This window comes from Neotamlana nanhaiensis (genome assembly GCF_000943555.1).
Lineage (GTDB): Bacteria > Bacteroidota > Bacteroidia > Flavobacteriales > Flavobacteriaceae > Neotamlana > Neotamlana nanhaiensis.
This window is the reverse complement of the sequence record NZ_JTDV01000001.1, coordinates 440,067-461,262: the sequence shown is the minus strand read 5'-3', so window position 1 is coordinate 461,262 and position 21,196 is coordinate 440,067. Positions and strand designations below refer to the sequence as shown.

Below are 21,196 nucleotides of genomic sequence, written 5' to 3'. Positions count from 1 at the left end.
AATTAGGGTTAAAATCCCGATGAAATCACCTGTTTTTTAAGTTAAGTTTAATAGGCTCTTAACGACGATTCTTTTATGTTCTAGGTAACTTTATCTAAACCAAAAAACATAAAAAAATCATGAAAGATAAAGCAATTATAATTACAGGAGCAGCCATGGGGTTAGGGCTTGCCACAGCAAAAGTTTTGGCCGAAAAAGGCGCTAATTTATCATTAGTAGATTACAACGAAGAACAATTAATCAAGGAAGCTGAAAAATTAAAATCAGAGTACCCTGAAATCGAAATTATTAGAGTAAAAGCAGATGTTTCCAACGAAGAGGATGTTAAGAATTACATTAATAAAACAGTTGAGACTTTTGGTAAAATCGACGGACTTTACAACAACGCCGGAATAGAAGGGAAGCAAGCGCCATTAATTGATTACGATTTAAAAGTCTTCGAAAAAGTTATCGATATTAATTTAATGGGGGTGTATTACGGTTTACGTTACGTTATTCCTATAATGCAAAAACAAAAATATGGGCGTATTGTAAATGTAGCGTCTGTGGGAGGTATTCGTGGGGTTATAAACCAAACGCCTTATGTGGCAAGTAAACACGCCGTTTCAGGTATGAGTAAACAAGCCGCAGTTGAGTATGGTAAAGATGGTATTTTGACTAATGCCATTGCACCCGGAGCAATTTTAACGCCAATGGTGGCAGAGGCTTTTAAACAAGTAAACCCTGAAGACCCAAAGGCAGCCGAAGCAGAATATGCAAAACGCAACCCAACAAGAGCATTAGGCGATCCTAAACATGTTGGTTTGTTGGTGTCGTTTTTGTTAAGTGAAGAAAATGGTTATGTAAGTGGGCAAACTATTGCCATTGATGGTGGTGAATCGAATATGTATGGAAATGCATAACCATTGAGTGTTGTGTGTAAAAGAGCCTTTAATGTTTTATGTTAAAGGCTTTTTTGGGTTATCAAGTTAGTTTAAAATTTCCGTTAACTTTTCAATCAAATCAGCCCCAGAACAATTAGGGACTTGAATTCTTCCCAAAATAAATGGGTTCGATTTTTTAGTAATACATTCTGCTTTTGTAGTAAAACCTAGCTCTATTTTTAATTCTTTTATGCTTGATATTGTATCGTTGTTGTAATCTCCATAAGGAAAGGCAATAGCGTTTACATTTTTTAAATTGTTTTGCGTAAAAAACGCCTTGTTATTCATTATCTCTTTTAACTGAACAGGTTTTTCATGTGCGTGTAATGATAGATGCGTTTCAGTATGGAAACCTAGAGAGAATAATTTATTATTAATTAATTCTGAAAGTTGTTCCGTTTTCATTGCAAAATTATCTTCTAAATTCGTTTGCTCATATTTAGCCCAGATTTTAATACTATTCATTATTTTATTTATTTCAATTAAGGAACACGGTTTTAATAGGCTCCAAATTTCGAGGTAAAGCTCGCATCTTCGAGTTGGTGGGGCGGTATGCCAAGTCCAATCTTGTTGTTTCCTTTGTAGAGTATCAGTGAGAACTTCAACTTCAGTCTTAAATTCAATTGTATTATCTTTAATCGTTAAGGTAAGAGTTTTGGGGAGAATGTTAGTATGTAAAAAAATGTTTTCTAGTTCATCCCACCAAAACATTTGTTGTTTTCCTGTAAAATAATTTGGTACGAAAAATGTTGCAGGACATTGATGTTTTTCCAAAATAGGTTTTGCGAGGGTGAAATTATCTTGATAAGTATCATCGAAAGTAATATAAACGGATCGATTTTTAATTTTTAAATTATCAAATTGTTTAAATAGAGCACTAATGGGTAAAATTGTATAGTGCTTTTTGAGCTCATTAATTTGACTCTCGAAATTTTTTGGACTTACAGCTAATTCCCAAGGGTCTGTTTTAATGTTGCAAACTCTATGATACATCAATACGAGTGCCTTTGGTTCTGCTTTAACAAAATGTTTTTTTATTAAATTAAGCATATTATTGATGATTTATTTAATTGCAGAGGCACTTATAATTAATTGAAAGTGTGGGTCGTTATAATCTAATTGTTCTTGATTTAATTCTGGTAGCCCCAGTCCGTATAGAAAAGCACTTGAAACAAGTACATTTCCGTAGGTATTTGTTGTAATATTTTTTTCTGGGAAATATTCCTGTAAGATTTTTGTAATAGATGCCTTAGTAAAAGACCATAGCCAATATTCTCCCCATTGATCTTGGGCAATGTGACTTATACCAGGAACGGTTAGTAAAAGTGCACCACCGGGTTTTAAAATTCTGTAACAAGTTTCAATTGCGGCTTTGTAATTGTAAATGAGGTGAAGTGTTTGAGTAAGTATAACACAATCAAAATTATTTGATGGTACGTGAGGGGCATCACTTAAATCTCCTATATAGGTAGCTTTTTCATTTTTATCATCTATGTGTAAAATGTCGCTTTTTTTTATATTACTTCCTCCAAACCTTAAGGAGTACGTATTATCTCCAATTTCTAAAACATTGTTTTTTATTTTATTGGCATTTTCGCTTAAAAAGCTCTCAATATAATACCTGTCGATAGGCCCACCTCTGTCGTATCCAAATTGAGTACTAAAAGGCGTGGTTCGGTTAAAATCGCCTAAGTTGACTTTAATTGAATTTGACTTTTTATACTTTAGTTTGTTTTTAATAGTTCGTAATAATTGCATAAAAGTTGGTGCTTTTATTTTTTTAGTTCGATAATTGTTCTTTAAAGTTTTTTGGTATTCTTTTTTTTCTAATTTAAAGGCTTTGTAAAGTTTGGAATTATGACGTTTTAAACTTTTAATTTCTTGAATATTTAATGTATTGTTAGTTTCGTATAATTGATGGATAAGATGGTTGTAAGTTTTTTTTGAATAGTACGATTTCCAAAAATCTTGACCATATTTTAGAGCCGATTTTTCATTTTCTGACAGCTTTAGTTTTTTTTGTTTAGATAAAATTAAAAGGGCATAGCGAAGCATTTTGTGATAGTTAGACGACATATTATTATCGTGTATTCTATAGACTGCGATAATATTTGTATGATGCAAAACAGGAAATGATTTGGCAATTTTTAAATACAAATCGTAATCTTCACAGTATTTTATAGTTGTATCGAATTTTAACTTTTTAAAAACCCATTGACTGTACATGACGGTAGCATGCATTCCAATAAAATTCCCTTTTAATAATTCCAAATACGTATTGTTATTCGGTTTTTTTTGAATTAGCCAAGATTTATCATCTGGTTCGTAATAAATTTTATGTCCTCCTGAAACAAAGGCAATTTTAGAATTTTTTACGATGAAGGATAAATTTAGTTTTATCCCATCAGGAACAAGCCAATCATCAGCATCTAAAAAAACTAGGTATTCTCCTTTAGCGTGTTTAATTCCTGTATTTCTAGCTGCTGAAAGACCTGCGTTTTTTTGATGTATATATATTACTTCAGGAAATTTTAAACAAACATCTTTTGTATTGTCTGAAGACCCATCATCAATAACTATTATTTCATGTTCAGAATACGATTGATTTAATACGCTATTTATGGCTTTAGGAAGATATTGCGCATGATTATAACACGGAATTACTACTGAAACTAAAGGTGATTCTTTTAAAGCTGCTTGATCCATGTATTTATTTTTTGGTTATCGCTGGCTTATTTTTGTTTAAAATATAAAATTTAATTCCCGAAAAATATCCAGTAAATTCGGCCCATAAGGTTTTATATCTAAATCTATAATTAGGAAATCCTAGTCTAAATAAAAGTAAATAATATTTTGGAAGATTAAATATATACTTTTTATATCCTAGAGTTTTATTTTGACTATGGTGTATTAATGCAGCAACAACATGGCCTTTCATGTAACTAAACAGTTGTTTTTTTAATTGAGTTATTTGGCTTCTATGTTCGTGAAATACAATTATTCGTGGGTTATATTGAATTTTAGAGTTTTCCAGAAGCATTCTAAACCATAATTCAGAATCTTCACTACATCCTGACGCTCCAGCTCCTAAACGTTCATCAAAATAATTAAGCTTACAAATAATATCTTTACGGAATGCCATGTTTGCACCAGCTCCAAGTTCCCATATTCGCGGGACTTCTGTTGAGTTTGTTAAATATTTTTTGTCAAAATAAATATCTTGGTACCCTTTATTAAAACCCCAATATTTCTCAAATATTTGCTGGCTTTCAGTTTCTAGTGAAGACGCAATAATTAATCCTGTTAGTGCATCAATATTATTATTTTTAAATGTATCCCAAATATTGAATATCCATAATTTATCTACTTCAACATCATCATCTGTAAAAGCAATAATAGCATTTTTTGCTTGCTTTACGCCTAAGTTTCTAGCAAAAGAAAGGCCTGGTGTTGGCTCTATATAATAGTTAACATTACTAAATTGTTTTACTACTTTTTCTGTAGTATTATCAAAAGGAGCGTTGTCTATAACTAAAACTTCCGATGGTTGGCACGTTTGATTTTGTAATTTATTTAAACATTTTTTTAGGCTTTCGCTTCTGTTTCTAGTACAAATAACAACCGAAACATCAACTTTTTTAGGAATTTTTTTGTTTATAAAAGGAGTGAGAATAGAATTTATTTGTTTAAAAAAGTGCTCTCTTTTACTGGATAATAAACCTTCAATATTGCCAGTTTTTTTTAGTCCGTAGTATGTTAAAGTAGGTATTATTACCTTTAAAATCGTTCTTTCTAAGTCTTCAACACCATTTTCGTTAATGTATAAATTACCAAGAGGAATAGTTTTCCACCAAAAAACGAGGTAATATTTTTGGTTGGGTTTAATTACTAAACTTAAGTCATGATCTTTATTAAGTTTAATATGAATAATTTGATATGGTTTAGTTTTAGTCATTTTTTTATTACGAATGGCTAGTTTTAACAAAATATTTTCGAATGGGCCAAGTCCAAATAGAAAGTAATATTCGAGCAGATTTTGTAATAACAAACCTATCTAGGTAAATAGGTATTATAGTTTTTATTTGGTTGTAAATAATACCTGTATTACTTCTTTCTAAAACCCACATATTATGGATAACACCTAAAATCCAATGTATGTATATTCTTCGAGAAGTTCTTAGCATACTGGGTTGGTCTTTTTTTGGTAAATAACTAACTATTACCGATGTTACTTTGGCTAGGTCTCTAATGTTTTGACCATTTTTGTAGCTTTGCCAAGTAATTGAATTTTCATGTTCACGATACTCGGCTAAAAATTTTGGAGTGTAGGCAGTTGGGTAATGTTTTGCTATTCTAGCCCACATTTCCCAATCTTCGCCATAATGAGCTATATAAAAGCTACCTAATTTTTCGTAAACTTCACGTTTTACCGTGATAGCAGCATATTGCAATCTAGGATGTTCTGCAAGTTTATATAGCCAATTATCTAATATACAGGTTTCATTGGCTTCAATTCTTGATTCATGAGAGAACTTGCCATCACTGGTTATATAGTCCCAAGCTGTATATGCGGCTCCGGCATTTGGGTATTTTTCAAAAAGTTGAGTAATGGTATGGTAATATCCTTTTTTTACGCGGTCGTCGCCATGCAAAATATGTATATACTTACCTCTTGCTCGATTTATACATGTTTCAAAATTTCTTAAACTACCAACATTTGTTTTTTGTCTGTAAAAGTTTATACGTCCATTACCAATTGTCTTTACTAACTTTTCAATATCTTCATCAGTACTGTAATCGTCAATTACTTCAATTTGCATATTATCTTTCCCCAAATCTTGTTGCAAAACACTATTAATTGTTTCAGGTAAATATTGAGAACAATTGTATGTAGGTATCATAACAGACCATAAGGGTCGGTGTAAATTGTCTTTAATTGATGCAATTTTTGGTGGTGATTTAGGTATCCTTTCCATAACTTTAATGGTGAATTTATTCAACGGTTTTCAACTCTAAAGGAAAATCAGGACGAACATAGCCCCACCATTTATCATACCAATTAGTGTTTTTACGATAATCTGCGATGTCGAACATTAAGCAATCTTTATATGAAAATAATTCGGAAGATGTATTTTTTGAAAAGTGAAGCGTAAACGTATAAGATCCGTCATTTAAAAAATTACCAGGTATCTTACATTCACCTTCAATAACACCTTTGTTAAATATGGTTTGTTTAGAGGGGATATCAAAAATACAGTCACCAGATAATGTAAATAAAAGAAGGTCGGCAGATAGTGGTATATTATCACTTTGGTTATAAAACTTAAATTTTACTGTAAGTGGTGTACGTATATCAATAACCGAACTTCCTGGAACCAGTTTAGGAATAAGCTCTACGTAAAATACTTTTATAAAATCATTTCCTGGCGCCTCATTAATTTTAAACTCTTTTTTCCAACTTTTTTGATGAACGGTTGATAGGTAACTGTTAATAACCGTTTTAGTATTTCCAAAAGCCTTTAAATTTCCTTTTTCCAGCCAAATGGTACTTGCGCAAAGATTATTTATAGCTTGTAAATTATGGCTAACAAAAATTACAGTTCTTCCACTTTTGGAAGAAGCTTCGTTCATTTTACCCAAACATTTTTTTTGAAAATCGGCATCACCAACGGCAAGAACTTCATCAACTATAAGAATATCGGGTTCTAGGTGCGCAGCAACAGCAAAGGCAAGTCGTACGTACATCCCCGAAGAATATCTTTTTACAGGTGTGTCAATAAAAGCTTCAACCCCAGAAAAAGCCACTATTTCATCAAACTTATTTTGAATCTCAGCTTTTTTCATTCCAAGAATATGTCCGCTTATAAATATATTTTCTCTTCCTGTTAAATCGGCATGAAATCCTGTACCAACCTCAAGTAAACTACTAATGCGTCCTTTACCTCGAACAATGCCTTCTGTGGGTTTTACTATACGTGACAAAATTTTTAATAGGGTAGATTTACCAGCTCCGTTATGGCCAACAATACCTAAGGTTTCACCTTGTTTTATTTCAAAATTAATGTTTTTTAAAGCCCAAATAGCTTCATTATTATCAACTTTAACACCATTTTGTATGTAATTGTTAGGGTTGTCATGTTTTAAAATATGTTGTTCCCACCATAATTGCATGTCGCGTTTTAACGATCCCGATCCAATTTTACCAAGATGGTATAATTTTGAAATATTTTCGACTTGTATTACCGCTTCCGTCATAAATTATAAAACATCAATTAAACTATCACTGATTTTATTAAATAGCATAATACTTAATAGTAATAAAATTAGCATAAAAACAATACTATATACCAATAAAGAAAGCTCTAAGTTTCCAATCCCTAAAAGTGCAAATCTAAAATATTCGAATAAGGATGATAATGGATTTATTTTAACAATCCATTTAGCATTTGGTGGTACTAAACTTAAGGAGTAAAATACTGGTGAAGCAAACATAAGTAGTCGAATAACAAGTTGAATTAGTGATAATAAATCGCGATATTTTGAGGTTAGTACCGAAAATATTAACCCGCCACCAAAACCAATGCCAGCTGTTATAATTATTACAGGAATGAATAAAATAAAATTTGCTACATTAAAGGTAATGCCTCCTGTAATATAATAGTAGCTACAAACTAAAATTAAAAAAAATAATTGTATACAGAATAGAGATAATTGAAGCCAAAGTGCAGATATAGGTACTATTATTCTTGGAAAGTATACTTTAGAAAAAATATCGGCATTTTGAGCAAAAGATCTAGAAGTTTGTAAAAATATTTCGGAAAATAAGTTCCATAAAGTCAAGCCTGCTAAATTGAATAGAAAAGGAGGGATGTTACTTGTAGGAACACCAATTACTCTATTAAAAACAAATACATATACAATAACAGATAGTAAAGGTTGCACTAATGCCCAAAAGGGACCTAAAAGAGTTTGTTGATATTGCCCTAAAAATTCCTTACGAACGAGTTGTTTAATAAGGTCTTTATATGAAAATATTTCGCGAAAGTTTAGCTGCCACCACGAAGTTTCTGGTTTAATTTCCCAATCCCAATCGGAATTTTTTTGTAATATTCTATCTTTCATTAGCGCTTAAAAAAAAACTTTTTGAAACTTTTACTTTCAGGAAAAATAAAGCTTTCTATTTGTTTAAATCTAGAAAAATACATAACATAAAACCTAACAATACGATACATGGTGTAAAAATCTTTACTCATACTCCAAGCACCTTTTATTTGAGTTTTTGCAACTTTTGTGTTTTTTAATATTAAGCTATTTGCAATTTTTATGCAATAGTTTGCATTATATTTTAACGCAGCATCTTTTATGTGTTGTCTCTTATTATCGGGTAAATAATTTTGTATAATATTTATAACCGTAAGGAGGTCTTTAAAATTTTGGCCACTTTGAAAACTATTATAACTAATACCATCGCCATGACCAACTCTGTAATTAGCTAATTTTTTTGGCGAATAGGCAACAGGATAATGTGCGCTTATTCGTGTCCACATTTCCCAATCTTCTCCAAAATGAACAGCAAAAAAGCCCCCTAAATTTTCGTAGGTACTACGCTTAACTACAATAGCAGGTGGTTGCAATAATTGTTTAGATGCTATTTTTTCTAAAAAATTAGGTATTATTCCAGGAGCATCAAGTATAAATTCATCTTTCGATTCTGCAATTTTACTATTACCATTTATTAAGTGAAAATTAGTAAAGGCTGCACCTGCATTTGGGTAGTTCTTAAATAAAAAATCAATTTCGTTATAAAAGCCAGGTTCTAATTTGTCGTCTCCATGTAAAATATGAACATACTTACCTTTGGAGCGATTAATACAAGTTTCAAAATTTCTTAAGCTACCTACATTTTGTTTTTGACGAAAATATTGTACTCTGCCGTTTCCTAATTGTTTAACAAGTTCTTCAACTTTTCCGTCTGTACTATAATCATCTATTACTTCAATTTGCATGATATTTTCACCAAGATCTTGATCTAGTACACTTGTGATTGTTTCTTCTATAAATTTAAAGCAATTATAAACCGGAATCATTACAGACCAGATTATTTGTTCTTCCCCCAGATAAGGTAAAATATGTGGAGGACTTTCAGGAATTCTTTTAACCATTTGAGGTTGTACTATATTTTTCTAATAATTTTTTTGCTTTATAGTTTAGGAGTATTGTAAATCTATTTACAAAAAGTTCTGAGCAACAATTAAATAGACTAAAAACAAAATTATCGGTTTAATGTATAATTTGAGTATTTTGATGTTGTTATAAAAGTTTATTAATACAATTTGTAAATACAGGCTAACGCAATGTCTTATGCGTGCATAATATTTAGTATATTTGTGTGAAACCAAAACAAACTAAACATGGCAGCAAACCTCACACAATTGTTAAGCATTAAACATCCTATAATTATGGCGCCAATGTTTTTGGTGTCTAATGTGGCTATGGTTAAAGAAGCCATGAACTCAGGAATTGCGGGTTGTATTCCTGCTCTCAATTATAGAACACTTGATGAATTAAAAGTCGCCGCCAGAGAACTTAAAGCAGCGAAACCAAGTGGAGGTTCGTTTGGGTTTAATCTTATTGTAAACAAGTCAAACCCTAAAGCGAAAGCGCAATTAGACGTTTTGTGTGAAGCAGGTTGCGATTTTATTTTAACCTCTTTGGGAAATCCAAAAGAAACGATCGAGCAGGCTCACAAAGTTGGTATTAAGGTGTTTTGTGATATTACCGATTTACGTTTTGCGCAAAAAGTAGAATCTTTAGGAGCCGATGCTGTTGTTGCCGTAAATAATGAAGCTGGTGGGCATAGAGGAAATATATCACCAAAGGAATTAATAGCAACGTTAAAAAAACACTTAAAAATTCCAGTAATTTCTGCCGGTGGCGTTGGTGTGAAAGCCGATATTGACGATATGATAAGTTATGGTGCCGATGGTGTTTCGGTTGGTAGTCCGTTTATTGCTTCAGTTGAATCGAACGTTACAGATGAATATAAACAAGCCTGTGTAGATTACGGAGCGGACGATATTGTTATGACCGAGCGAATTTCAGGAACACCTTGCACCGTAATTAATACACCTTACGTTAAAAAGATTGGAACAAAGGCAACATGGATTGAGAATCTACTTAACAAAAACCGAAAGCTTAAAAAGTGGGTGAAAATGATTCGGTTTTCAATAGGCATGAAAGCTACTGAAAAAGCGGCGAAAAAAGCAACGTATAAAACGGTTTGGGTGGCTGGCCCGAGTATTAAACATACTACAGAAATTCTTCCTGTAAAAGCTATTGTAAAGCGCTTAACGGAATAAATTCGAGCTACTTTTAGGTTACACGATGTCCTTTTTTGTACTTTAGTCGGATAAAAACTGAACAACATAAGGATGAAAACTAGAAAACTGGGAGATAACGGATTTAATGTAAGTGAAGTAGGGTTAGGATGCTGGCAATTAGGCGCCGATTGGGGTGACGATATTTCAAAAGAAAAAGCATTTAAAATTCTTGATGAAGCCGTTAAAAATGGCATTACTTTTTTTGATACAGCCGATGTTTACGGTAACGGGAAAAGTGAATCTCTTATCGGTGAATTTTTAAAAACTTGCGATACACCTATTCGTGTGGCAACTAAATTTGGTAGAGCTGCAAATTCATACCCAGATAAATACTCGAAAGCGATTTTAAGACAAACCGTTGAAGAATCGATTGCTAGATTAGGCGTAGCTTCTTTAGATTTGTTACAATTGCATTGCATTCCTACGGAATACTTAAAAGATGGTGCTATTTTCAATTGGCTACGTGAATTGCAACAAGAAGGTTTAATAAAACATTTTGGAGCCAGTGTTGAAACCGTTGAAGAAGGCTTAATCTGTATCGAGCAAGAAGGCTTATTGTCTTTACAAGTAATATTTAATGTGTTCAGGCAAAAATTGATTTCAGAATTATTTCCAAAAGCGAAAGAAAAAGGTGTGGGTATTATTGTGCGTTTACCATTGGCTAGCGGACTTTTAACAGGAAAATTCAATGCCAATACGACGTTTCCAGAAAACGACCACAGAAACTATAATAAAGATGGCGAAGCCTTTAACGTGGGAGAAACCTTTGCTGGACTACCATTTTTAGATGGTTTAAATTTTGTTGAAACCATTAAAGACGATATTCTACCAAATGATTTGAATATGGTGCAACTGGCGTTGCGTTATATTTTAGATTTTGATGCCGTAAGTACTATAATCCCAGGCGCGAGTAGCGAAAATCAAGTGATTTCGAATGCTTCAGTTTCAAGTTTAGATAATTTATCAAACGAGACTCATAAAAAACTTAAGGCGCTTTATACTAATGAAATAGCTTCTAAGATTAGAGGAGGTTATTAAAAACCCTAATTAACCAGAGCTATTTCCTGTTGTTGTTTTTTCTTTTTACCTTTTCCAGTAAAAATATAAAAAGTTGTTGAGGCAAAAGCACCTCCTAATGCGGTTGCTAATACTTCCGATTTATCTAAAGGCGAATTAAATTTTTGGCTGTCGTAAATTTCTTTTCCAAAGCCTGCCAATACCGATGCGCCAAAGCTTATAAAAAAAGCTTTTCCTTTACGTTTTGTTGTCGAATAAATTACTGGATAAGTAATTCCAGATATTATTGCGCCAGCAGCAAAATGTTTTTTTTGGTCGGGTGTTGATAATTGGGCGTTGCAAAGCTGGGTAAAACAGCTAAGACCTAGTAAAATAATAAGTGTCTTCAATTGTAAGGGATTTTGAAGCTCCGAGGGAATTTTGTTTTAAAAATAGTAATAATATTTTTTAAATGGATGGTATTTGAGGATGAAATTAATTTTTAAGCAAAATTAATTTAAGTATAACGTGTTGTTAACTAGGGTGTTTTGTGAATTTTGATCAGCTGTTTTGATAATTTTATTATAAAATATAACTTCGTTGTTTAAATATTAAATAATGGATCATTTATTAGCGTTTTCAATTACAGTTTTTACAGGCTTTTTCGCCATAACCAACCCAATTTCTAACATGCCTATTTTTATGGCTTTGGTAGATGGTTACGATAAAAAAGACAAGCGCATGATTAGTAGAAAAGCGGCTTTCATTGCGTTTATCATTGTTTTAGTGTTTGTTATTTTAGGGAAATTTATTTTTCAATTATTTGGTATTACTATTCCCGCGTTTAAAATAACAGGTGGCATTTTAATTTTTTATGTCGGTTTTGAAATGCTTCAAAGTAAAAAATCCAATGTAAAACATCTAAATAAGCCTAATGTAGATGAAGATATTGCAGTGTCGCCATTAGCCATTCCTATTTTAGCGGGTCCAGGAACAATTGTAACGGCAATGAACTTCGTCTCTAAAGCAAATTACATTCAAATTGGTATCGTTATTTTAATTTACGCTATTATGTGTGCGCTAAATTATATGGCGTTTAGTTTAAGTGATTTCATTCTGAAAAAACTCGGTCGAAACGTAATATCGGTTATTGGGAAAATCATGGGATTAATCATCGCGATTATCGGTACCAGTATGATTATTGAAGGTGTGAAAATATCATTTAATTTAGGCTAAAATTTGTTGCTTTAAAGAAGGCCATTCTTCTTTTAAAATGCCATAACAACAAGTGCTACGCTTAAAACCGTCAAGCATTAAGGTGTCTTTTCGTAAAATACCCTCAAGAGTGCCACCAATTTTTTCAACAGCTTTTCTAGAGGTGATGTTGCGCTCGTCAACACGAAATTCAACTTTATCAAATTGTAATGTTTCAAAAGCATATTCAAGCATTAAAAACTTCATGTTTTTATTTAAACCAGTACCTTGAAAACGTTTACCAATCCACGTCCAACCGATGTGCAAGACTTTGTTGTGCCAGTTAATATGTCCAAATCTGGTACAACCGGCATAGGCGTTTTCCTTTTTATCAAAAATAATAAAAGGAATAGCGGTTTTTTGCTGAAAGCTATCTAATGCATTTTGCACATAGCTTTGTAAATCCTCTGGAGTATCAATTTTTGAAGGTGAAAACTGAACCAATTTATCTTCTTGTGCAATTTCAAGAAGTTGTTTATAGTTCTCTAAATTTATAGGAGATAAACGAATACGCTCATTTTCTAAGGTTGGAATCCTTAAGTTTTCCATTATTTTAAGATTAAATTCTAAAAAAATTGATTGCTGGTTTTGTATTTTTGTAATCTAGATTAAAAGTACAAGAATTTTATGAAATTATCGAAAGAAGCCATTTTAAAACAAGCGAATTTAGCTTGCAAAAACACGTTAATGGAAACGTTACAAATTGAAATGGTCGATTACGGTGAAGATTTCCTAGTCGCAAGAATGCCAGTGAATTCTAGAGTTTATCAACCCGATGGCGTATTACACGGTGGCGCAACAGCCGCTTTAGCCGAAAGTGTGGGTAGTTTTGCAACCCATGTTTTTATCGATACCGAAAAACTATTTGTTCGTGGTATAGAAATTACGGCGAACCATTTAAAAAGCGTTCGCGAAGGCTATGTGTATGCGAAGGCTACGTTTATTCATAAAGGAAGAACCACACAATTACTTGATATTAGAGTAACCGACGAGTCCGATAATTTAATTTCACTTTGTAAATTATCAACCATTTCTTTGCCTAAAAAATAAGCATGATTACAGCCGATTTTTTTAAACGTATTGAAACTCAATACCAAAATAAATTGCCTTTTGTTGTGTACCGAAAACCTAATACAGATACGGTGTTAGGCATGCTTCAATATGATGATGAATTACATTATACAACCCATTTTACCGAAAAAGGCTTTGTGTTTTCGCCGTTTGATGCCATTGAAAAATCAGTTCTAATTCCAAGTGATGCTTCGGAAGTTATTGAAACGGAATCACATTTTTCAATTTCTGAAGATTTAAAAAGCACCTCAGAATCCATCCGCGAAAGCGAAAAAACACATCATATAAATCTTGTAGAAAAAAGTATTGAGGCTATAAAAAACGATGCTTTTAAAAAGGTGGTGGTGTCTCGTTGTGAATCTGTGAATACTGATAATGCTAATCCTTTGACCATTTTTAAACGATTGGTTAAAAATTATCCTTCGGCATTTGCGTATTGTTGGTATCATCCAAAAGTAGGGTTGTGGTTGGGCGCTACACCAGAAACTTTAATGAAAATTGAAGGGAGCAACTTTTCAATTATGGCATTGGCGGGCACACAAGCTTACAAAAATACTAAAGAAGTAGTTTGGCAAGATAAAGAAAAGCAAGAGCAGCAGTTTGTAACGGATTTTATTGTAGCTAATTTAAAACCGTGGGTAAATGCTATAAATGTTTCGGAAGTTGAAACCGCAAAAGCGGGTAACTTATTGCATTTAAAAACGATGATAAATGCGCGCCTAAAGCCAGATGTTGCGTTAAATAAGCTTATTGAAAGTATGCATCCAACGCCTGCCGTTTGCGGATTACCAAAGGCTGAAACTAAGGCTTTTATTCTTGAAAACGAAAATTACAACCGAGAATTTTATACAGGTTTTTTAGGAGAATTAAATTTTACGACTGTAAAGAAACCACGTTCTGGACGTAGAAATATTGAAAACAGAGCCTACGCTATACCACAAAATAGCACACAATTGTACGTGAATTTACGCTGCATGCAACTTAAAGATAATCAGGCATTAATTTATGTTGGTGGTGGTGTAACCGAAACATCAAATGCAGAAAAGGAATGGCAAGAAACGGTTTTTAAAACGCAAACCATAAAAAAGGTATTATCTTAAAAAATACCATCGATAGAAATTAAGTTTCCGTCGAGACAATTACCCAAAACTTCTATTGTCTTTTATATAATGTAGCAATAGTTTCAATTTTGAAGTGTAAAATAAAATCACGCTTTAAAATGAAACAATACATTTACATAGCATTTTTTTTAATAGGAATTACTGCTGCGAAAGCACAAGATGTTACGCCAAAACAATGGACGTTTCAAGAGTGTTTAGAGTATGCCGTAGAAAATAATATTACCATTAAAGATGCTGAATACACCAAGCAAACAGCCGATGTTACCTATCAACAATCTAAAGATAGCCGTTTGCCAACATTGTCGGGTAGCGCGTCACAACGTTTTACTAACGGACAATCCATTGACCCAATTACCAGCGATTTTGTGAACCAACAAATACACTCCAGTAGTTTTGGTTTAAACACTTCGGTTAGTGTGTTTAATGGCAATCAAATTTCGAATCAAATAAAGCAAAACAAGCTTTTAGCAAATCAGAATTCGTTGTATTTACAAGAGGCTAAAAACAGCATTACTTTAAGTGTTGCCGAATCCTATTTACAAGCTTTGTACGCTAAAGAAGGTATTGCTATTGCTGAAGAAAATCTCGAAGCCACTGCGCAACAAGCCGAACAAGCTAAAGCGCGTTACGAGGCAGGAAGTATTGCGATGCAAGATTACACTGATGCGATTTCCCAAGAAGCTACCAACCGTTATAATTTAATTGATGCCAAAAACACTTACGCGCAACAAATATTGGTGTTAAAGCAGTTATTAGAATTAGGTCCAGAAACCGATTTCGATATCGCAGCGCCAGAAACCGATGCCTATGCTGCACCAATTTTACCAAACAAAACAGCCGTTTATAATGCTGCTTTGGGTATGCTACCGGAGTACGAAGCCGTAAAATTAGGCGTTGAGGTTTCTAAAAAGGATTTAGACTTAGCTAAAGGTAATTATTTGCCATCACTTACACTGTCAGGAAGTATTGGTACAGGCTATACCAATACACAGGATATGAATTTTTCCAATCAAATAAACGGGAATTTCAATCAATCTTTAGGCTTGTCATTAAGTGTGCCTATTTTTAATGGCAATCAAACCAAAGCTGCTGTTCAAAAGGCAAAAATAGCCATCGATCAATCTCAAATTCAGGTGCAAACTGCTCAAAAAGAGATTTATCAAAAAGTAGCTACGGCTTACCAAAATGCGTTGTCTTCGCAAGAACAATTATTGGCCGCAGAAGCAGCAAGTACAGCCGCCGAAGAATCGTATAAACTGGCACAGAAAAAATTCGATTTAGGCGCATTAAGCACTACCGATTTAGTGGTGAGTCAAAATACTTACACAACTGCCCAACAGAATTATTTACAAGCAAAATACCTAAATATTTTATACAACCAGTTATTACAATTTTATCAAGGAAATCAAATAAAAGTTTAAAACACTACACATGAAATCAAAACAAAAAACCATCATAATAACCATAGCGTTACTCGTTGTAGCCGTTGTTGCCTATGGATTTTTTAGTAGCGGAAGCGATACCGTTATTGAAGTAAAAACCACCGCAGTTAAAAAAGGAGAAGTTACAAAATTGGTAACTGCAACTGGTACGGTGCAACCTTTAACCGAAGTTGAAGTTGGTACGCAAGTATCGGGTAAAGTTTCAAAAATTTACGTGGATTACAATAGTGAAGTTAAAGCGGGCGATTTGTTGGCAGAATTAGATAAAACCAACCTGCAAGCCTCATTATTACAAGCCAGAGCGACTTACAACAATGCGGTAAATGATCGTGATTATTTACAAACCATTTATAACCGACAAAAACAACTTTTTGATAATAAAGTGATTAGTCAATCGGATTATGATGAGGCCTTGTACAACTTAAATGCAGCAAAAAATACGGTAACACAACGGTATTCCGATTTGGAAGAAGCTAAAACCAATTTAAGTTATGCCGAAATTTATTCGCCTATTGATGGCGTGGTGTTGTCGAGAGAAGTCGATGAAGGACAAACTGTAGCGGCAAGTTATTCAACACCAACCTTATTTACAATAGCAAAAGATTTAAAAGAAATGCAAGTTGAAGCGGATGTTGATGAAGCTGATATAGGTGAAGTTGAAGAAGGTCAGCGTGTAACTTTTACAGTTGATGCGTATCAAGGCACCGAGTTTGATGGCACCGTAACGCAAGTACGTTTAAACCCAACCGAAGAATCAAATGTAATTACTTATACGGTTGTTATTGAAGCTAAAAATCCAGATTTAAAGTTAAAACCAGGTTTAACAGCAACGGTTTACATCTATACTTTAGAGTTGAAAGATCAATTAACTATTGAAGCTAAAGCGGTAAATTTTATGCCAGATGAAAGTTTGATTCAAGCCTACGAAGCCCAAGAAGGTGTTGAAAATACATCAGTTAGAACTCAAGAGAAACCAGCGGACGATGCTTCAGTGGTTTGGGTGCTTAACAATAAAAAAATCACTCCAAAAACTATTGAGTTAGGTGAAAGTGATGGTGTAAATATTCAAGTTAAAAATGGCTTAAATGTAGAAGATAAGCTCGTGTATAGTTTAGAAAGTGTTTCAACTGCAACTACAACAGCATCGGGAGGTGAGAGTCCGTTTATGCCAAAACCACCAGGAAAGAAAAAATAATCGTAAACGCCATTTATCATGGAAATAAAAGCATTAAAAAAAGAAATTATCAGGATAACCGATTTAAAACGCGAGTTTAAAATGGGCGATGAGGTGGTGCATGCGTTAAAAGGAATTTCATACACCATTTACGAGGGAGAATTTGTAACCATAATGGGAAGCAGTGGCTCAGGAAAAAGTACCATGCTTAATATTTTAGGGTGTTTAGATCAGCCATCTTCTGGAGAATATGAAATTGATGGCGTGATGGTAAAAAAATTAAGCAGAAACGATTTGGCAACGATAAGAAACGAAAAAATAGGCTTTATTTTTCAGTCGTATAACTTATTACCAAGAACAACATCCATCGAAAATGCCGAATTACCATTGCTTTACAACAGTAAAGTAAGCACCTTAGAACGTCGCGAACGCGCCGAAACCGCTTTAAAACGGGTAGGATTAGCAGAAAGATTCGATCATACACCAGCGCAATTATCGGGCGGACAACAACAACGTGTAGCTATTGCAAGATCGTTGGTAAATAACCCAGTGGTTATTCTAGCTGATGAAGCCACAGGAAACTTGGACACTAAAACATCATACGAAATTATGGCGCTATTTCAAGAGTTAAACAGCCAAGGTAAAACCATTGTGTTTGTGACGCACGAACCAGATATAGCCGAGTTTAGTAGCCGTACCATTGTGCTAAAAGATGGACACATCATTAAAGATGAAAAAAACAACAATATAAAAGATGCTGCTAAGGCTTTGGCAGCGCTTCCTAAAGAAGAAGATTAGTATGAGACTTTTAAATTTACTTAAAACCGCTTGGAAAGCTATTTTACTCAACAAAGTAAGAACATTGCTTACCATGTTGGGCATCATTATAGGTGTGGGTTCGGTTATTGCCATGTTAGCGATTGGTGAAGGCTCTAAAGAAAGCATAAAAACACAAATTTCGAGTATGGGATCTAATATGATAAATATTCGCCCTGGAGCCGATATGCGTGGTGGCGTTCGGTTAGATCCAAGTGAAATGCAAACCCTAAAATTAACCGATTACAAGGCATTGGTTTCCGAAGCCAATTTGCTAACCGATGTATCGCCGCAGGTAAGTGGTAGCGGACAAGCCATTAACGGTGCTAACAACTGGCCAACATCAATTTATGGTGTGTCGCCAACGTATGCCGATATTAAGAAGTTCGATATTGAAGATGGTAGTATGTTTACCGAGCAGGAAATCAATTCAGCTTCAAAAGTAGCCGTAATTGGGCAAACTATTGTTGAAAATTTGTTTCCGAACGGCGACAATCCTATTGGTAAAATGATTCGTTTTGATAATACACCGTTTAAAGTTATTGGTGTTTTAAGTGAAAAAGGCGAGAATACCTTTGGGCAAGATCAAGATGATGTTATTTTGGCGCCTTACACGGCGGTACAAAAACGTATTTTGGCGATTGATTATCTACAAAGCATCGTAGCTTCCGCGATAAGCGAAGAAGAAGCCGATAACGCCGTAACACAAGTCACCGAAATTTTAAGAAAACAGCATCAACTTAGCAGTAATGAGGACGACGATTTTAATGTATTTTCTATGGAAGAACTCATTTCTACCTTCAGTTCCACTAGCGAAATGCTTACGGTTTTATTAGTGTCTATTGCTGCTATTTCACTATTAGTTGGTGGTATTGGTATTATGAACATTATGTATGTTTCGGTTAAAGAACGTACCCGTGAAATTGGCTTACGAATGGCAGTAGGCGGTAAGGGCAACGACATTTTAATGCAGTTTTTAATTGAAGCCATTTTAATAAGTATTGCAGGTGGATTAATTGGTGTATCTTTGGGTTTATTGTCAACATTTATTATAGAAAATTTTATAGGGTGGCCAACCAGCGTTACCACGTATTCTATAGTAATTTCGTTTGCGGTTTGTGCCATTACAGGTATCTTTTTTGGATGGTATCCGGCCAGAAAAGCATCGGCATTAGACCCAATAACAGCATTGCGTTATGAGTAATTTAATTTCAGCAAGAAATAAAAAGATAATTATATTTTTTCATGTGTTGGTATGGATTGTACTGTTTAGTTTTCCGTACCTATTATCCTCGGGTCAACAGCAAGGTTTGACTCGAGTTTTTGTGCATTCATGGTTGCCTTTACTGCTGTATGCAATCGTTTTTTATCTGAATTATTTTGTACTTGCTGATAAGCTCCTTATTGCTAAGAAATTTGTTTTTTTTGCAGTAATAAATATTGCTTTAATTATTGTTTGTGTGTTAATAAGAGAATATGCAAATACCTATTTTTTAATAGATTTAATTCCAGAAGGAGAAGATAGAAAAGGCCCGCCAATTCAATTTTTTATCTACTTGCAAAGTATCTCGTTTGTGGTGCCTATTGTGTTTGCAATTGCTTTAAAATTTGCCGAACGCTTGATAAAAACAGAATCGGAACGAAAAGAAGCTGAAAAAATAAAATTGGAAGCCGAACTTCAGCATTTAAAATACCAGTTGCAGCCGCATTTTTTCTTCAATTCATTGAATAATATTTATTCTTTAGTCGATATTTCGCCAGAACAAGCCAAATCGTCGATTCACAGTTTGAGTAAGCTAATGCGTTATTTGTTGTACGACACAACCACGGAGAAAGTATCGCTTAAGCAAGAAGTTCAGTTTTTAGAAAAGTACATTGAATTGATGCAACTTCGGTTAACCGATAAAACAACTGTTACATTCAAGTTTGCCGAGGTAAAAGATCATATTTTGGTGGCGCCGTTGTTATTTATTTCTTTAGTTGAAAATACTTTTAAACATGGTGTTTCAGCCAATAAAACAAGCGCATTGTATTTTGAACTTAAAATTGAAAATAATACGATTGAATTTCAAACGAAAAATCCGAATTTTCCTAAAACCGATCACGATAAAAGCGGCTCGGGCATTGGTATACAGAATCTCGATAAGCGTTTAAATCTAATTTACCCAAACAAGCATGTGTTTACGTATGGTGTAGACGATGATACTTTTTTTACAAAACTAATTTTTGAAGTCGACTAATGGAAAATTTAACTCTTAATTGCGTCATTGTTGATGATGAACCTATGGCGTTAAATCTCGTGGAAAGCTACGTAAAAAAAACACCATTTTTAGTGCTTAAAAACAAGTTTAGTAGTGCTATTGAAGCGTTAACTTATGTCACTACAAATCCTGTTGAAGTGTTGTTTTTAGACATTCAAATGCCCGATTTAACAGGGTTAGAACTTTCTAAAATGTTACCCAAGCAAACCAAAGTTGTTTTCACAACAGCTTTCGATAAATATGCTTTAGATGGTTTTAAAGTTGATGCGCTAGATTACCTATTAAAACCTTTTGATTATGCCGAATTTTTAATGGCAGCCAACAAAGCGAAAAACTGGTTTAATTTGGTGAACAAAACACAAGAACCTGTAAAAATTGAAACTGCCGAAGCTTCAAAAAAAGAGTTTTTATTTGTAAAATCAGAATACAAACAATTACGCATTAAGCTTGACGATGTTTTGTATTTTGAAGGTTTAAAAGACTACATCAAAATTTGGTTAAAAAACGAATCTAAAGCCATTTTAACGCTTATGAGTTTAAAATCGCTTGAAGAGCAACTTCCATCCGATGAATTTATGCGCGTACACCGTTCGTTTATCGTATCACTAAACAATATCGATGTAATTGAGCGCAGCCAAATTGTAATAAATAAGCAGCGTATAACCGTATCAGAACAGTACAAACCTAAGTTTTTAGAGTTTCTAAATAAAAACTCGCTTTAAGACTTAATTTCAGCTTTATTGGTTAATTTTGTTGTA

General features: G+C 33.6%; 21 protein-coding genes. 12 read left to right on the top strand and 9 right to left on the bottom strand.

Annotated elements, in window-relative coordinates; all coding sequences use genetic code 11:
• The first annotated feature begins 119 nt into the window (after nucleotides 1–119).
• A complete protein-coding gene (locus tag PK35_RS01765; protein WP_044624925.1) occupies nucleotides 120–902 on the top strand; it encodes an SDR family oxidoreductase in 783 nt (260 codons plus the stop codon).
• Between the two features lie 66 nt (nucleotides 903–968).
• On the opposite strand, the gene PK35_RS01760 is transcribed toward PK35_RS01765, so the two are convergent.
• Genes PK35_RS01760 through PK35_RS01730 form a run of 7 tightly spaced genes read right to left on the bottom strand, consistent with a single transcriptional unit; the run spans nucleotide 969 to nucleotide 9,085 of the window.
• Nucleotides 969–1,973, bottom strand: coding sequence for a polysaccharide deacetylase family protein (locus PK35_RS01760; RefSeq protein WP_044624924.1), 1,005 nt, complete (start codon nucleotides 1,971–1,973; stop codon nucleotides 969–971).
• 12 nt (nucleotides 1,974–1,985) lie between these two features.
• Nucleotides 1,986–3,629: a glycosyltransferase gene (locus tag PK35_RS01755; protein ID WP_044624923.1), complete on the bottom strand. Its 1,644-nt coding sequence runs from the start codon at nucleotides 3,627–3,629 to the stop codon at nucleotides 1,986–1,988.
• 4 nt (nucleotides 3,630–3,633) lie between these two features.
• Nucleotides 3,634–4,878 carry a glycosyltransferase family 2 protein gene (locus tag PK35_RS01750; RefSeq protein ID WP_044625210.1) on the bottom strand — a complete coding sequence of 415 codons (1,245 nt, stop codon included), beginning with the start codon at nucleotides 4,876–4,878 and terminating at the stop codon, nucleotides 3,634–3,636.
• Nucleotides 4,879–4,885: 7 nt separating this feature from the next.
• Nucleotides 4,886–5,899 carry a glycosyltransferase family 2 protein gene (locus PK35_RS01745; RefSeq protein ID WP_044625209.1) on the bottom strand — a complete coding sequence of 338 codons (1,014 nt, stop codon included), beginning with the start codon at nucleotides 5,897–5,899 and terminating at the stop codon, nucleotides 4,886–4,888.
• Nucleotides 5,900–5,915: 16 nt separating this feature from the next.
• The gene (locus tag PK35_RS01740; RefSeq protein WP_044624922.1) at nucleotides 5,916–7,178 is read right to left on the bottom strand and encodes an ABC transporter ATP-binding protein; all 1,263 of its coding nucleotides are present in this window, start codon (nucleotides 7,176–7,178) and stop codon (nucleotides 5,916–5,918) included.
• A 3-nt stretch (nucleotides 7,179–7,181) separates the two neighbouring features.
• Entirely contained in the window at nucleotides 7,182–8,045 is an 864-nt protein-coding gene (locus PK35_RS01735) for an ABC transporter permease (RefSeq protein WP_044624921.1), read from the bottom strand.
• Nucleotides 8,045–9,085 (bottom strand): glycosyltransferase, encoded by a 1,041-nt coding sequence (locus tag PK35_RS01730; protein WP_044624920.1) that lies wholly within the window; start codon nucleotides 9,083–9,085, stop codon nucleotides 8,045–8,047. The genes PK35_RS01735 and PK35_RS01730 overlap by 1 nt, the downstream gene beginning before the upstream one ends.
• A 249-nt stretch (nucleotides 9,086–9,334) precedes the next feature.
• Here PK35_RS01730 and PK35_RS01725 point away from each other — a divergent pair, with 249 nt between their 5' ends.
• Together PK35_RS01725 and PK35_RS01720 are read left to right on the top strand one after the other, a co-directional pair.
• Nucleotides 9,335–10,282: an NAD(P)H-dependent flavin oxidoreductase gene (locus tag PK35_RS01725; RefSeq protein ID WP_044624919.1), complete on the top strand. Its 948-nt coding sequence runs from the start codon at nucleotides 9,335–9,337 to the stop codon at nucleotides 10,280–10,282.
• Nucleotides 10,283–10,354: 72 nt separating this feature from the next.
• On the top strand, nucleotides 10,355–11,341 hold the full coding sequence (locus PK35_RS01720; protein WP_044624918.1) for an aldo/keto reductase: 987 nt from the start codon (nucleotides 10,355–10,357) through the stop codon (nucleotides 11,339–11,341).
• 5 nt (nucleotides 11,342–11,346) lie between these two features.
• On the opposite strand, the gene PK35_RS01715 is transcribed toward PK35_RS01720, so the two are convergent.
• A complete protein-coding gene (locus PK35_RS01715) occupies nucleotides 11,347–11,709 on the bottom strand; it encodes a dsRNA-binding motif domain-containing protein (RefSeq protein WP_044624917.1) in 363 nt (120 codons plus the stop codon).
• A gap of 208 nt (nucleotides 11,710–11,917) precedes the next feature.
• Between PK35_RS01715 and PK35_RS01710 the strand changes: the two genes are divergently transcribed.
• A complete protein-coding gene (locus PK35_RS01710) occupies nucleotides 11,918–12,535 on the top strand; it encodes a MarC family protein (RefSeq protein ID WP_044624916.1) in 618 nt (205 codons plus the stop codon).
• On the opposite strand, the gene PK35_RS01705 is transcribed toward PK35_RS01710, so the two are convergent.
• Complete coding sequence (locus tag PK35_RS01705) at nucleotides 12,527–13,102, bottom strand: GNAT family N-acetyltransferase (RefSeq protein ID WP_044624915.1); 576 nt, start codon at nucleotides 13,100–13,102, stop codon at nucleotides 12,527–12,529. The two genes, PK35_RS01710 and PK35_RS01705, sit on opposite strands and share 9 nt — an antisense overlap.
• A 78-nt stretch (nucleotides 13,103–13,180) precedes the next feature.
• Here PK35_RS01705 and PK35_RS01700 point away from each other — a divergent pair, with 78 nt between their 5' ends.
• The 8 genes from PK35_RS01700 (at nucleotide 13,181) to PK35_RS01665 (ending at nucleotide 21,160) form a co-directional block, all read left to right on the top strand.
• A complete protein-coding gene (locus tag PK35_RS01700) occupies nucleotides 13,181–13,603 on the top strand; it encodes a PaaI family thioesterase (protein ID WP_044624914.1) in 423 nt (140 codons plus the stop codon).
• A gap of 2 nt (nucleotides 13,604–13,605) precedes the next feature.
• Nucleotides 13,606–14,724: a chorismate-binding protein gene (locus PK35_RS01695; protein WP_044624913.1), complete on the top strand. Its 1,119-nt coding sequence runs from the start codon at nucleotides 13,606–13,608 to the stop codon at nucleotides 14,722–14,724.
• Between the two features lie 119 nt (nucleotides 14,725–14,843).
• A complete protein-coding gene (locus PK35_RS01690) occupies nucleotides 14,844–16,166 on the top strand; it encodes a TolC family protein (RefSeq protein ID WP_044624912.1) in 1,323 nt (440 codons plus the stop codon).
• A gap of 10 nt (nucleotides 16,167–16,176) precedes the next feature.
• The gene (locus PK35_RS01685) at nucleotides 16,177–17,382 is read left to right on the top strand and encodes an efflux RND transporter periplasmic adaptor subunit (RefSeq protein ID WP_044624911.1); all 1,206 of its coding nucleotides are present in this window, start codon (nucleotides 16,177–16,179) and stop codon (nucleotides 17,380–17,382) included.
• An 18-nt stretch (nucleotides 17,383–17,400) separates the two neighbouring features.
• Entirely contained in the window at nucleotides 17,401–18,159 is a 759-nt protein-coding gene (locus PK35_RS01680) for an ABC transporter ATP-binding protein (protein ID WP_044624910.1), read from the top strand.
• Nucleotide 18,160: 1 nt separating this feature from the next.
• Entirely contained in the window at nucleotides 18,161–19,381 is a 1,221-nt protein-coding gene (locus PK35_RS01675; RefSeq protein WP_044624909.1) for an ABC transporter permease, read from the top strand.
• Nucleotides 19,374–20,417, top strand: a complete 1,044-nt coding sequence (locus PK35_RS01670; protein WP_052825758.1) for a sensor histidine kinase — start codon at nucleotides 19,374–19,376, stop codon at nucleotides 20,415–20,417. Before PK35_RS01675 ends, PK35_RS01670 begins: the two co-directional genes overlap by 8 nt.
• On the top strand, nucleotides 20,417–21,160 hold the full coding sequence (locus tag PK35_RS01665; protein ID WP_044624908.1) for a LytR/AlgR family response regulator transcription factor: 744 nt from the start codon (nucleotides 20,417–20,419) through the stop codon (nucleotides 21,158–21,160). The genes PK35_RS01670 and PK35_RS01665 overlap by 1 nt, the downstream gene beginning before the upstream one ends.
• Nucleotides 21,161–21,196 lie beyond the last annotated feature (36 nt).

Bases quoted from the DNA above. Each gene is read 5' to 3' on its own strand.
- PK35_RS01730 (WP_044624920.1), bottom strand. From the start codon at position 9,085: ATGGTTAAAAGAATTCCTGAAAGTCCTCCACATATTTTACCTTATCTG.
- PK35_RS01740 (WP_044624922.1), bottom strand. From the start codon at position 7,178: ATGACGGAAGCGGTAATACAAGTCGAAAATATTTCAAAATTATACCAT.
- PK35_RS01665 (WP_044624908.1), top strand. From the start codon at position 20,417: ATGGAAAATTTAACTCTTAATTGCGTCATTGTTGATGATGAACCTATG.
- PK35_RS01705 (WP_044624915.1), bottom strand. From the start codon at position 13,102: ATGGAAAACTTAAGGATTCCAACCTTAGAAAATGAGCGTATTCGTTTA.
- PK35_RS01725 (WP_044624919.1), top strand. From the start codon at position 9,335: ATGGCAGCAAACCTCACACAATTGTTAAGCATTAAACATCCTATAATT.
- PK35_RS01680 (WP_044624910.1), top strand. From the start codon at position 17,401: ATGGAAATAAAAGCATTAAAAAAAGAAATTATCAGGATAACCGATTTA.
- PK35_RS01685 (WP_044624911.1), top strand. From the start codon at position 16,177: ATGAAATCAAAACAAAAAACCATCATAATAACCATAGCGTTACTCGTT.
- PK35_RS01755 (WP_044624923.1), bottom strand. From the start codon at position 3,629: ATGGATCAAGCAGCTTTAAAAGAATCACCTTTAGTTTCAGTAGTAATT.
- PK35_RS01720 (WP_044624918.1), top strand. From the start codon at position 10,355: ATGAAAACTAGAAAACTGGGAGATAACGGATTTAATGTAAGTGAAGTA.
- PK35_RS01695 (WP_044624913.1), top strand. From the start codon at position 13,606: ATGATTACAGCCGATTTTTTTAAACGTATTGAAACTCAATACCAAAAT.
- PK35_RS01675 (WP_044624909.1), top strand. From the start codon at position 18,161: ATGAGACTTTTAAATTTACTTAAAACCGCTTGGAAAGCTATTTTACTC.
- PK35_RS01710 (WP_044624916.1), top strand. From the start codon at position 11,918: ATGGATCATTTATTAGCGTTTTCAATTACAGTTTTTACAGGCTTTTTC.
- PK35_RS01745 (WP_044625209.1), bottom strand. From the start codon at position 5,899: ATGGAAAGGATACCTAAATCACCACCAAAAATTGCATCAATTAAAGAC.
- PK35_RS01765 (WP_044624925.1), top strand. From the start codon at position 120: ATGAAAGATAAAGCAATTATAATTACAGGAGCAGCCATGGGGTTAGGG.
- PK35_RS01690 (WP_044624912.1), top strand. From the start codon at position 14,844: ATGAAACAATACATTTACATAGCATTTTTTTTAATAGGAATTACTGCT.
- PK35_RS01735 (WP_044624921.1), bottom strand. From the start codon at position 8,045: ATGAAAGATAGAATATTACAAAAAAATTCCGATTGGGATTGGGAAATT.
- PK35_RS01750 (WP_044625210.1), bottom strand. From the start codon at position 4,878: ATGACTAAAACTAAACCATATCAAATTATTCATATTAAACTTAATAAA.
- PK35_RS01670 (WP_052825758.1), top strand. From the start codon at position 19,374: ATGAGTAATTTAATTTCAGCAAGAAATAAAAAGATAATTATATTTTTT.
- PK35_RS01700 (WP_044624914.1), top strand. From the start codon at position 13,181: ATGAAATTATCGAAAGAAGCCATTTTAAAACAAGCGAATTTAGCTTGC.
- PK35_RS01760 (WP_044624924.1), bottom strand. From the start codon at position 1,973: ATGCTTAATTTAATAAAAAAACATTTTGTTAAAGCAGAACCAAAGGCA.